Origin of the sequence: Streptomyces antibioticus (genome assembly GCF_002019855.1) — a bacterium.
Lineage (GTDB): Bacteria > Actinomycetota > Actinomycetes > Streptomycetales > Streptomycetaceae > Streptomyces > Streptomyces antibioticus_B.
The window spans coordinates 708,963-720,355 of the sequence record NZ_CM007717.1; the positions used below are offsets into that span (position 1 = coordinate 708,963).

At 74.5% G+C, this 11,393-nt stretch carries 12 protein-coding genes; 6 read left to right on the top strand and 6 right to left on the bottom strand.

All coding sequences use genetic code 11. From position 1 onward, the window contains the following. The first annotated feature begins 119 nt into the window (after positions 1 to 119). The gene (locus AFM16_RS03215; protein ID WP_078632210.1) at positions 120 to 1,661 is read left to right on the top strand and encodes an SDR family oxidoreductase; all 1,542 of its coding nucleotides are present in this window, start codon (positions 120 to 122) and stop codon (positions 1,659 to 1,661) included. An 85-nt stretch (positions 1,662 to 1,746) separates the two neighbouring features. Continuing rightward, positions 1,747 to 3,120 (top strand): cryptochrome/photolyase family protein, encoded by a 1,374-nt coding sequence (locus AFM16_RS03220; RefSeq protein ID WP_078632211.1) that lies wholly within the window; start codon positions 1,747 to 1,749, stop codon positions 3,118 to 3,120. On the opposite strand, the gene AFM16_RS03225 is transcribed toward AFM16_RS03220, so the two are convergent. Further along, positions 3,117 to 3,956 (bottom strand): SGNH/GDSL hydrolase family protein, encoded by an 840-nt coding sequence (locus AFM16_RS03225; RefSeq protein ID WP_078632213.1) that lies wholly within the window; start codon positions 3,954 to 3,956, stop codon positions 3,117 to 3,119. The genes AFM16_RS03220 and AFM16_RS03225 overlap by 4 nt on opposite strands. A 100-nt stretch (positions 3,957 to 4,056) precedes the next feature. Continuing rightward, positions 4,057 to 4,965 carry a LysR family transcriptional regulator gene (locus AFM16_RS03230; RefSeq protein ID WP_256861264.1) on the bottom strand — a complete coding sequence of 303 codons (909 nt, stop codon included), beginning with the start codon at positions 4,963 to 4,965 and terminating at the stop codon, positions 4,057 to 4,059. Positions 4,966 to 5,132: 167 nt separating this feature from the next. Between AFM16_RS03230 and AFM16_RS03235 the strand changes: the two genes are divergently transcribed. Next, a complete protein-coding gene (locus AFM16_RS03235) occupies positions 5,133 to 5,828 on the top strand; it encodes a type 1 glutamine amidotransferase domain-containing protein (protein ID WP_078632217.1) in 696 nt (231 codons plus the stop codon). A gap of 24 nt (positions 5,829 to 5,852) precedes the next feature. On the opposite strand, the gene AFM16_RS03240 is transcribed toward AFM16_RS03235, so the two are convergent. After that, entirely contained in the window at positions 5,853 to 6,845 is a 993-nt protein-coding gene (locus tag AFM16_RS03240) for a MerR family transcriptional regulator (protein WP_030787509.1), read from the bottom strand. 143 nt (positions 6,846 to 6,988) lie between these two features. Here AFM16_RS03240 and AFM16_RS03245 point away from each other — a divergent pair, with 143 nt between their 5' ends. Further along, the gene (locus AFM16_RS03245) at positions 6,989 to 7,429 is read left to right on the top strand and encodes an SPW repeat protein (protein WP_030787506.1); all 441 of its coding nucleotides are present in this window, start codon (positions 6,989 to 6,991) and stop codon (positions 7,427 to 7,429) included. A gap of 24 nt (positions 7,430 to 7,453) precedes the next feature. On the opposite strand, the gene AFM16_RS03250 is transcribed toward AFM16_RS03245, so the two are convergent. Continuing rightward, positions 7,454 to 8,236 carry a GNAT family N-acetyltransferase gene (locus tag AFM16_RS03250; RefSeq protein WP_078632219.1) on the bottom strand — a complete coding sequence of 261 codons (783 nt, stop codon included), beginning with the start codon at positions 8,234 to 8,236 and terminating at the stop codon, positions 7,454 to 7,456. Between the two features lie 41 nt (positions 8,237 to 8,277). Next, positions 8,278 to 8,664 carry a MerR family transcriptional regulator gene (locus AFM16_RS03255; protein WP_078632221.1) on the bottom strand — a complete coding sequence of 129 codons (387 nt, stop codon included), beginning with the start codon at positions 8,662 to 8,664 and terminating at the stop codon, positions 8,278 to 8,280. 80 nt (positions 8,665 to 8,744) lie between these two features. Between AFM16_RS03255 and AFM16_RS03260 the strand changes: the two genes are divergently transcribed. Both AFM16_RS03260 and AFM16_RS03265 read left to right on the top strand, forming a co-directional pair. Next, the gene (locus AFM16_RS03260; RefSeq protein ID WP_078632223.1) at positions 8,745 to 9,953 is read left to right on the top strand and encodes an MFS transporter; all 1,209 of its coding nucleotides are present in this window, start codon (positions 8,745 to 8,747) and stop codon (positions 9,951 to 9,953) included. A gap of 49 nt (positions 9,954 to 10,002) precedes the next feature. After that, positions 10,003 to 10,482, top strand: a complete 480-nt coding sequence (locus tag AFM16_RS03265; protein ID WP_078632225.1) for a nucleoside deaminase — start codon at positions 10,003 to 10,005, stop codon at positions 10,480 to 10,482. Positions 10,483 to 10,573: 91 nt separating this feature from the next. Here AFM16_RS03265 and AFM16_RS03270 read toward each other — a convergent pair whose 3' ends face one another. Then, a complete protein-coding gene (locus AFM16_RS03270) occupies positions 10,574 to 11,275 on the bottom strand; it encodes a chaplin (protein WP_107419012.1) in 702 nt (233 codons plus the stop codon). Between the last annotated feature and the right edge of the window lie 118 nt (positions 11,276 to 11,393).

Consider the following 11,393-nt stretch of genomic DNA (forward strand, 5'->3'; position numbering starts at 1 on the left):
CGATCGCGCGTGACCTGCCGGTCGGCGCATCCGGGAGCGCCCTCGGGGTGGAAGTGATCCACAGGGGTGGTCCGTGGAAGGCATCCGTGGGGGCACCGACGCGAAAGGGCCGAGCAGCAATGGCTGAGGACGACCGTGGGACCGGGCCGCTCTGTCTGGTGACGGGGGCCACCGGCTACATCGGCGGCCGGCTCGTCCCGGAACTGCTGGCGGCGGGGCTGCGGGTGCGCTGTCTGGCCCGTTCCCCGGAGCGGCTGCGGGACCATCCGTGGGCCGGTGACGTGGAGGTGGTCCGCGGGGACGTGACCGACGCCGAGTCCGTGGCGCGGGCGATGCGGGGCGTCGGCATCGGCTACTACCTGGTGCACGCGCTGGGCACCGGCGGCGACTTCGAGGAGACCGACCGGCGGGCCGCCCGCATCTTCGGGGAACAGGCCAGGGCGGCGGGGCTGCACCGCCTCGTCTATCTGGGCGGCCTCACCCCGCGCGGTGTGCCGGAGCGGGAGCTGTCGCCGCATCTGCGTTCCCGTGCCGAGGTCGGCCGCATCCTGCTGGGCTCCGGGGTGCCCACGGCGGTGCTGCGGGCGGCGGTGGTGATCGGTTCGGGTTCGGCCTCCTTCGAGATGCTGCGCCATCTCACTGAACGGCTGCCGGTGATGGTCACCCCGAGCTGGGTGCGCACCCGCATCCAGCCGGTCGCGGTCCGGGACGTGCTGCGGGCGCTGGTCGGATGCGCCGGACTGCCCCCGGACGTCAACCGGACCTTCGACATCGGCGGCCCCGACGTGCTGACCTACCAGGAGATGATGATCCGTTACGCGGCCGTCGCCGAGCTGCCGAAGCGGCTCATCCTGCCGGTTCCGATGCTCTCCCCCGGCCTGTCCAGCCACTGGGTGGGGCTGGTCACGCCGGTGCCGGCCTCGATCGCCCGGCCGCTGACCGAGTCGCTGCGCTACGAGGTGGTCTGCCACGAGCACGACATCGCGCGGTACGTACCGGATCCGCCCGGCCGTCCGTTCGGTTTCGACGAGGCGGTACGGCTCGCCCTGCGCCGGGTGCGGGAGGCCCAGGTCACCACCCGCTGGTCGTCCGCCTCGCTGCCCGGGGCCCCCAGCGACCCGCTGCCCACCGACCCCGACTGGGCGGGCGGCAGCCTCTACACCGACTGCCGCGAACGGTCCGTGGACGCCCCGCGCGAGGCGCTGTGGCGGGTGGTCGAGGGCATCGGCGGCGACAACGGCTGGTACTCCTTCCCGCTCGCCTGGGCCGTACGGGGCTGGCTGGACCGGCTGATCGGCGGGGTGGGCCTGCGCCGGGGGCGCCGGGACGCCGCCCGGCTGCGGGTCGGCGACTCGCTGGACTTCTGGCGGGTGGAGGAGATCGAGCCGGGGCATCTGCTGCGGCTGCGGGCGGAGATGCGGCTGCCGGGCCCCGCCTGGCTGGAGATGTACGCGGAGACCGACGGCACCGGGCGCACCCGGTACCGCCAGCGCGCCCTGTTCCATCCGCGCGGGCTGCTCGGGCACGCGTACTGGTGGAGCGTCTCGCCGTTCCACGCGGTCGTGTTCGGCGGCATGGCCCGCAACATCGCCCGGGCGGCCGAGGCGGACGCGGACGCGGGGCGGCCGGTGCGGGAGGGGGCGGCCACCGGGGACGGCTGACGAGGGCGGCCGGCGTCCGGCGCATCCGCCGCGCCCCGCCGCCCGGAAGACACCATGCCCCTTCCCCTCTCAGCGGAGCCCGCTCATGAACGTCTCGGTCGTCCTGTTCACCTCCGACCTGCGGCTGCACGACCATCCGCCGCTGCGCGCGGCCCTTCAGGGCTCACGGCAGGTGGTGCCGCTGTTCGTGCGCGACCGGGCGGTGACCGGGGCCGGGTTCGCGGTCCCCAACCGGCTGGCGTTCCTCGCCGACTGTCTGCGCGACCTCGACGCGGGGCTGCGCGAGCGGGGCGGGCGGCTCGTGGTGCGTTCCGGGGACGTGGTGGAGGAGGTGTGCCGGGTGGCCGCCGAGGCGGACGCCGACGAGGTGCATCTGGCCGCCGACGCGAGCGCCTACGCCCAGCGCCGCGAGGCCCGGCTGCGGCGGGCGCTGGAGGCCGAGGGCGTCCGGCTGCACGTCCATGACACGGTGACCTCGGCGGTCGATCCGGGGGCGGTCGCCCCGGCCTCCTCGGACCACTTCGCCGTCTTCACGCCGTACTTCGGGCACTGGTCGCGCCGGGGCCTGCGCGAGGTGCTGGGCGCGCCCCGAAAGGTGGCGGTGCCGGACGGCGTCGGCTCGGAGGACCTGCCCACGCGCCGGGGCCTGGCCGGTCTGTCGCCTGACCTGGCCGCCGGGGGCGAGACCGAGGGCCGCGGACGGCTCACCGCCTGGCTGCGCTCGGGTGTCGCGGCGTACGAGGACCGGCACGACGATCTGGCGGGTGACGCCACCTCCCGGCTCTCGCCGCATCTGCACTTCGGCACCCTGTCCCCCGTCGAACTGGTCCACCGGGCGCGCGCGGCGGGCGGTCCGGGCGCGGAGGCGTTCGTACGGCAGGTCGCCTGGCGCGACTTCCACCGCCAGGTCCTCGCGGCCCGGCCGGAGGCGGCGAGCGCCGACTACCGCACCAAGCACGACCGTTGGCGCACCGAGCGGACGGCGGGCGAGGACATCGAGGCGTGGCGGGAGGGCCGTACCGGCTATCCGGTGGTGGACGCGGCGATGCGGCAGTTGCGCCGGGAGGGCTGGATGCACAACCGGGGCCGGCTGCTGGCCGCGAGCTTCCTCACGAAGACGCTGTACGTCGACTGGCGGGTGGGCGCCCGGCACTTCCTGGATCTGCTGGTGGACGGGGACGTGGCCAACAACCAGCTCAACTGGCAGTGGATGGCCGGTACCGGCACCGACTCCCGCCCCAACCGGGTCCTCAACCCCGTGACCCAGGCGAAGCGTTACGACCCGGAGGGGGCGTATGTACGGCGCTGGGTGCCGGAGTTGGCGGAGGTGGCGGGGCCCGCCGTCCACGAGCCGTGGAAGCTGCGGAAGCCGGACGATCCCGCGCCGGACTACCCGGACCCCCTGATCGAACTCTCCGACGGCCTGGCCCGCTTCCGACGGGCCCGCGAACGGGACTAGTTCCTGTCGTCGACGCCGACGATCTGTCCCGACTCGGTTGCCCAGGGCAGGAGTTCGGGGCGTCTGGCGGTACGGCCGTCGCCGGAGGAGCGGCCGCGCAGCCGTCGGCCGAGCCAGGGGCCCAGGAAGGTGCCCGCCCAGCGCAGTTCGGTGCGGGCGGCCCGCCAGCCCCTCGGTGCCGGGTAGGGCGTCGGCAGCGGGCCGGCCCAGGTGTCGTCGCTGCCGGGAATCCGGAGGGCGTGGGCGACGGCGGCGGCGATCCGGGCGTGGCCGAGCGGGGAGGCGTGCAGCCGGTCCTGGCTCCACAGCCGCGGGTCGGTGACCACCGGATGGTCGGCGGTCTCGGCGACGACCACGCCGTACTCCTGGGCCGAGCGCCGGACCCGGGCGTTGAGGGCGGCGACCCGCGGGGTGAGCGGGCGGGCCAGCGGGGAGATCCGGGCGACGTCGGGGAAGGTGAGCGTGGCGACCAGGGCGCCCTGACCGGTGAACGCGGCGTACATGGCCCGGAGATGGACGTCGACCTCGTCGGGGTCGAAGCGGGGGCGCAGCAGGTCGTTCATCCCGGCGACCACGGTGACGAGGTCGGGCCGCAGGGCGAGGGCGGGAGCCAGTTGCCGGGCGCGGATCTGCTCGGCGGTGCGGCCGCGTACGGCCAGATTGGCGTACCTCAGGCCGGGGTTGTGCCGGGCGAGCGTCTCGGCGAGGCGGTCGGCCCAGCCGCGCAGTCCGGTGGTGTCGTCGCCGTCGCCGAGCCCCTCGGTCTGGCTGTCGCCGAGGGCGACATAGCGGGCGTAGCGCGGGACGGCGTCGTGGGTGGTCTCCGTGTCGGCCATGGCCGGCCCCCGTTCGAGAAGTGGTCTCCGTGGTGTCCTTGCTGCCTGCGCCACCTTACTCAGTTTTTTGACTAATCAGATAAGTGGCCCTGTGGGGTGCTCACCATGTGGGCGCCACGCTCAGCAGCCGCTCGCGGACCCGCCGCACGTCGGGGTTCTCCTGGGCGCCGGGGCGCTGGACGAGATAGCCGGTGTTGATGGGCGGGTCGTCGGGTTCGTGGAGCGGGACCAGTGCGCCGGAGGCCAGTTCGGCGAGGCAGAGGTAGCGGGGCAGGACGGTGAAGCCGGCGCCCGCGACGACCGCCGCGAGCACGCCTCGCAGGTCGGGGACCGTCAGGGCGGCCGGCCCCGACAGCCGGCGGCCGAAGACGTGCCGCCAGTAGCGGCGGGCGATCGGCAGGTCCTCGGCGTACGTCACCAGCGGCGCGGCGTGCAGCGCCGCGGGCCCCTCGGCGGCCAGCCGTTCCTGGAGCCGGTCGGCCCACTGCGGCGCGGCGACCAGTACGAACTCCTCGTCCATCAGCGGGACCGCGGTCAGGGTGCGGCCGCGCGGGCGGGTGGTGGCGATGACCAGGTCGTGCCGGCCGGCCCGCAGTTCCTCCAGGAGGGGGTCGGTGAGGCCGGGCGCGACGCGCAGCCGCACCCCGTCGGCCACCAGGGGCGCGAGCGCGGGCAGCACCCGGCCGCAGAGCAGTTCGGCGGGACCGGCAAGGTGGACGGGGTCGGCCCGGCCGGTGGCCGCGGGGTCCGGTCCGGCCACGGTGGCGAGTTCGTCGAGGGGCGCGGCGATCCGGGCGGCCAGCGCGTCGGCGACGGGTGTCGGGGCGACTCCGCGCGGGAGCCGTTCGAACAGCTCCCGTCCGGCCTGCCGCTCCAGCGTGCGCATCTGTGTCGTGACGGTCGGCTGCGACAGTCCGAGGAGCTGCGCGGCACCGGTGAACGAGCCCGAGCGGTAGACCGCCAGGAAGGTGCGCAGCAGGTTCAGGTCCAGGTGGTCGGCGTGTTCCACGGCTCCCAGTATTCCCGGACCGGTCATGATCCTCCATAGGAATTCCTATGTCCGAGATTGGAATCCTCATTGGATCCCTATGTCTCGGCGACCTACGCTCGACGGTGTCCGCACGCCGGGACTCCCCACGGGGAGCCTTCGGCCACGACTCTTCCGGAGACACTCCCATGGCCAAGATCCTTTTTGTGATGACCGGCGCCGACCACTGGACGCTGGCCGACGGCACCCTGCACCCCACCGGTTTCTGGGCGGAGGAGGCCGTCGCCCCCTACGAGGCGTTCCGGGCGGCCGGTCATGAGATCGTCGTGGCCACGCCGGGCGGCGTCGTCCCGCCGGTGGACAAGGGCAGCCTGGCGGCCGAGGCCAACGGCGGCCGGGAGAACGCCGACCGGATCGCCGCCGGGCTCGCCGCGATGACGGAGCTGGAGCGGCCGGTCCGGCTGGAGGACGTGGACCTCGCCGACTACGCGGCCGTCTTCTACCCGGGCGGGCACGGCCCGATGGAGGACCTGGCCGTCGACGCCGCCTCCGGCCGGCTGCTCGCCGACACCCTGGCCTCGGGCCGGCCGCTCGGTGTCGTCTGCCACGGTCCGGCCGCGCTGCTCGCGGCGGTGACGCCGGACGGCGCCAACGCGTTCGCCGGCTACCGGGTGGCCGCCTTCACCAACGCCGAGGAGCTGGCGGCCGGTCTGGGCGAGAGGGCGAAGTGGCTGCTCCAGGACCGCCTGACCGCGGCGGGCGTCGAGGTGGCGGTGGGCGAGCCGTGGGCCCCGAACGTGGTGGTCGACCGCAACCTGGTCACCGGCCAGAACCCGGCGTCCTCGGCACCGCTGGCGGCGGAACTGCTGAAGAAGCTGGGCTGAGAGCCGGCAGGTCCCCCGTGTGTCTCACCCCGCCCCGTGGAGTCCGGCCAGCGTGTCGAGCGCGTCGCGCAGGCCGGTGGGGCGCAGCAGGCCCGGTGCCGGGCGGCCCGCCCAGCCCGGGCCGCCGAGCAGCACGGCCGGGGTGCGCCGGGCGCCGCTGACGCCCCAGCGGGCGCCGGCGAGCTGCTGGGCGAGGGCGGGGCTGCCGGTGGTGCGGGCCTGGGCCCACAGGACGACGGCCGCGGGGCCCAGCCGCCGGACGGCCGCGGTCAGCGCCTCGGCGGGCACGGCCGCGCCGAACATGCGCGTGGGGACGCCCAGTTGACTCAGTCCGGCGTTGAGCGCCTCCAGCGGCAGGGTGTGCTGCTCGCCCGGCGCGCAGGCCAGCATCACGGGCCCCGGGCCCGGTCCGCCCGCCCCGCCCGCGGCCGCCGAGGTGCTGGTGGCGCGGCGCAGGCTGGTGGAGACGTGCCAGGACAGCAGGTGCTCGACCTCCACGTAACGGTCGCCGGACGAGGCCCACTTGCGCCCCACGGCGTGCAGCGTCGGCACCATCACCTCCTGCCAGGCGACGGTCAGTCCGTGCCGTTCGACGGCCGCGTCCAGTTGGTCGGCGACGGCCGGCGCGTCCAGCCGTACGGCGGCGCGGGCCAGGCCCCGGCACTCCTGGCGGACGTCGGCGCCCAGCGGGAGCGCCCCGGCGGCCCGCGAGCGGTCGCGCGGCTCGCCGCCGCTCTCGCCGACGGGGCGTCCGGCGCCCTCCCGGGCGGCGCGGGCGGCCTCGGCGGGCGGCACACCGGAGGACGTCAGCCGGCACATCGCCTCCAGGACGGCCACGTCGGACGGCCGCCAGCGGCGGTGCCTGCCGTCGGCGCGGACGGCGGGTCCGATGCCGTAGCGCCGGTCCCAGGACCGCAGGGTGGTGGGCGCCACGCCGAGCCGCCGGGCCAGGGACCCCGTGGTCAGTCCGGTGTCACCGAGGTCGTCGGCCTCGTCGGGGCGCGCGGGTTCGCTCACACCACGACGATATCGGCGCCGCACCACGACCGATGCGCCGCATCCCTACACATAAGGGAAAAATAAGAGCACCATACATATGCGCGGCTTTTCACCGCACACCGCACCACGCGGTCAGGCCAGCCAGTCGAAGGAGACGAGTCATGGCCAACGTCTCGCACACCCGAGGTGACATGTCGACCCACCCCGATGTCTCCGAGATGCGGGCACGGTACGACCGCATGCTCGGCGGTCGTGATGTGGCGCTCGTGGACGGACCGGTGTTCCTGCTCGGTCTGTACTGCGCCGTGTCCCCGTGGATCCTGCACTACACCACCAGTCAGCCCGCCCTCGTGACCCACAATCTGATCGTCGGTATCGCGATCGGCCTGCTGGGTCTGGGGTTCACCGCCGCCCCCGCGCGTATGTACGGCCTGAGCTGGGCCATGTGCGCGCTGGGCATCTGGATGATCGTCGCACCGTGGATCGTCGGCGACGGCCCGGACGCCGGGGTCGTGGTGAACAACATCGTCATCGGTGCCCTGGCGATCTGCCTCGGGGCGCTGTGCGCCCTCACGGCGACGAGGAGCAACCCGAGGACGTGACTGCCGCAGGACCTCTATGCGCGGCTACGGCACGTACGTGTACGGCGTCGTCGTGCTGAGTGCGGCGAAGCCGAGGCGTTCGAGGATGGGGCGGCTCCGGTCGGAGGCGTCGACCTGGAGGTAGCGGTAGCCGCGTTCGGCGGCGATCCGGGCGCGGTGGGCGATCAGCGCGCGGTAGATGCCGCGCCCGCGCCACTCCTCGACGGTGCCGCCGCCCCACAGACCGGCGAACCGGGTGCCGGGGATCATCTCCATCCGGGCGGAGCTGACCGGTACGTCCCCGGCGAGGGCGACCACGGCGACGATGCCGTCCGGGTCGGTGGCGAGCCGGGCGAGCACCAGGTCCCGCAGCCAGGCGCCGTCGCGGCCGAAGGCGCGTTCGTTCACCTCGACCATGAGGTCGACGCCCGCGCGGTCGGTGACGGGGACGATCCGGACGCCCTCGGGAGGCTCGCCGGCGGTGAGCTGGCCGGCGGTCTCGCCGATCATCAGCGTCTCCTCCGGCTCGGCCGTGAAACCGGCCGCCGTCAGCCGTTGTCCCAGGTCGGCAGGGTGGTCATGGCCGTGCAGCTTCCACTCGAACTCACGGCCGAGGCCGGTGAAGAAGCCGATCTGGGCGGCGATCGCCGCGTCGGCGTCGGCGCCCGTGGGGTCGAGGCCGGACCACAGCACGCCGTTCCAGCCGCCCTCGCCGCCGACGTGGCGCACCACGCCTCCGGTCCGTTCGACGCGGGCGTCGGGGCTCTCCGGGCGGGCGCCTTCGCGCATGTCCCGGTCGTACAGGGCGAGTACGGAGGCGTGATCCATGGGATCCACTCCAGCACCCCGGCGCGGCCCCCACAACGGAATTAGCCGCGCTCCCCCGACTCCGTGGCCGCGCGCACCGCCTCCAGATACGCGGCGAGCCGGTCGCGGTTGCGGGCCAGGCAGTCGATCCGGGCCCGGATGCGGTCCAGGTGCCCCTGGAGGAGGGCGGCGGTCTCGGGGCTCAGATGGCCGGCGGGCAGCAGGATCTCCTCCGGACCCGAGAGGTACGGCAGGATCGCGCGGATCATCTCGGTCGTCAGCCCCGAGTCGAGCAGCCCGCGGATCTGGCCGACGTCCCGGACGGCGGCCTCGCCGTACACGCGGTAGCCGTTCTCGCCGCGCTCGGGGTGGAGCAGGTCCTGCTCCTCGTAGTAGCGCAGCAGGCGGGTGGGGACGCCGGTGCGGCGGGACAGTTCGCCGATCTTCATGCCGACCTCCGGGGCACGCACGCCTCACGCTTGCCTTCACGCTTGCCTTCACACTGATGTGAACGTTCGACCATGGTCGCATGTCCACGACTTCCCTGGTCAAGGGCACCGCCGTGCCCGCCGCCCTGCCCTGGTCGGGGCTGCTCGCCCTGTCCACGGCCGCCTTCACCGCCGTCGTCACCGAGCTGCTGCCCGCCGGGCTGCTGCCGCGCATGGCGCCCGCGCTCGGCGTGTCCGAGGCCCGGGTGGGCTTCCTGGTCACGGGGTACGCGGCCGCCTCGTTCGTCGCGGCCGTGCCGGTGACCGCGCTGCTGCGCGGGCTGCCGCGCCGGCCGGTGCTGGTCGGCGCGCTGCTGGGCTTCGCGCTGAGCAACGCGGTGGTCGCGCTGTCCTCGTCGTACGGCCTCACGTTCGCGGCGCGGCTGCTGGCCGGGGTGATGGGCGGCACGCTGTGGGCGATGCTCGCCGGGTACGCGGCCCGGATGGTGCCGCCCGAGCGGCGCGGGCGGGCGATCGCGGTGGTGCTCGCCGGTATCACCCTGGCGCTGTCGCTGGGCGTCCCGGCGGGCACCGCGCTGGCCGGACCGACCGGCTGGCGGGCGGCGTTCGCACTGCTGGCCGGGGTGGCGGTGCTGCTGACGGCGTGGGTGCGGTGGCGGGTGCCGGGCTTCCCCGGCGAGGAGCGGGCCACGCGCGTGCCGCTCGCCCGGGTGGCCCTGCTCCCGGGGATCCCGGTGATCCTCTCCGTGACGCTGTTCCTGCTGCTGGGCCATCAGGTCATGTACACGTACGTGGCCCCGTTCTCGGCGCACGCGGGTTACGGCCGTACGGATGTCGTGCTGCTGGTGTTCGGGGCGTCCACGGTGGCCGGGATCTGGGCGACGGGGCTGCTGGTCGACCGGCGCCCACGGGCCACGCTGCTCGGCGCGCTCGTCCTGTGCGCGGCCGTCATGCTCGCGCTGGGCGGGTACGCGCGCGTGACCGCGGTGCTTCTGATGTCGGTCGCGCTGTGGGGTGCGGCGTTCGGCGGGGCGCCCACACTGATCCAGACGGCGCTGGTGGACGCCTCGGGACCGTCCGCCGCGGACGTGGCGACCTCGCTCCAGACCACGGTCTACAACGCCGGTATCGCGGGCGGGTCCCTGACGGGCGGTCTGGTGCTGGAACGCCTGGGCCCGGCGGCCCTGCCCTGGACGGCCCTCCCGCTGCTCGCGGCGGCCCTGACGACGGTCGCGCTGGGCCGGCGGCACGCCTTTCCGGCCGGGCGGGGGACGGGGCGGCGTGCCTAGGGTGATCGGTGTCCGGGGAACGGGAAGTGCGCCGAGGGAGTCGTACGCCATGGTCGAGGCCGCCGAGCTGCCGTATCTGCGTCGTTGTGTCGAGCTGGCCGCCGAGGCGGTGCGGGCCGGGGACGAGCCGTTCGGGTCGGTGCTGGTCGGCGGGGACGGCACAATCCTCGCCGAGGACCGCAACCGGGTGGTGGCCTCCGGGGACGAGACCCGGCATCCGGAGTTCGAGCTGGCCCGCTGGGCGGCGGAGCGGATGTCGCCCGGGGAGCGGGCTGCGGCCACCGTCTACACGTCGGGCGAGCACTGTCCGATGCGTTCGGCCGCCCACGCGTGGGTGGGTCTGGGGCGGATCGTGTACGTCGCGTCGTCCGAGCAGCTCGGCGGCTGGCTGGCCGAGCTGGGGGTGCCCGCGTCACCCGTACGGGCCCTGCCGGTCCGGGAGGTCGCCCCGGGGGTGACCGTGGAGGGGCCGGTTCCGGAGCTGGTGGAGGAGGTGCGGGCGCTGCATCTGCGGTTCCACGGCGCCTGACGCGGACTGGTTCCACAGCGCCCGACACGGCCGCGGGCCCCCTGACCGGTGCGACCGGCGGGGGCCCGCGGAACTCCGCGACGGCGGTGGTTCAGCTCTGCGCGCCGGGGCGGAAGCGGCGGTACAGAAGCGCGCCGCCGAGCAGCATGGCCGTGCTGCCCAGGATCGCGGGCAGGGCGGCGTCGCTGCCGGTCTGCGCGAGCGAGGGGACACCCGGGGCCTGGGGCTCGTGGGCGGGCGGCGCAGGCTTGGGCCCGGCCGGCTGGGGCTCGGCGGGCTGGGTGTGACGCACCGGCGGGGCGGGCTTGACGGGCGGCGTGACCGGGGGCTTCTTGCCGGGGCCGTTGACCGACTCGTTGCCGAACACGGGGTTCAGCACGCCGACGACGTTGACGCTGTTGCCGCTGGCGTTCACCGGGACGTCCACCGGCAGCTTGATGCCGTTGCCGGAGACGACGCCGGGCGAGCCGACCGTGTCGCCCTCCGCCGTCGACCCCGTGGAGGACGTCGTGGACGAGGTGGAGGACGACGAGGTCGCGCCACCACCGCCGCCCTTGTTGGCGCAGGCGTTGCCCATCGCCGGGTTCAGCGCGCCCACCACATTCACGGTGTTGCCGCACAGGTTCACCGGGAGGTTCACCGGCAGTTGGATTCCGTTGCCGGAGACCGCACCGGGCGAACCTGCCGCGGTGCCGGTCGCTGCGGAGTCGGCGAACGCCGGCATGGTCACTGCCGCCATCGCGCCCGATGCGGCTGCGACGGCGAGCACACCGTTTCGGGTAACCCGTCTCATGGGTCCCTGCCTTCCAGACTTGGTCGCGGGCACTCACCCGCATCCGTTAAAACGCGGGCGAACCGACCAAGTAATGGCCAAACAACCTTTCACCCCATCGGGTGGCACAACTGCGAAC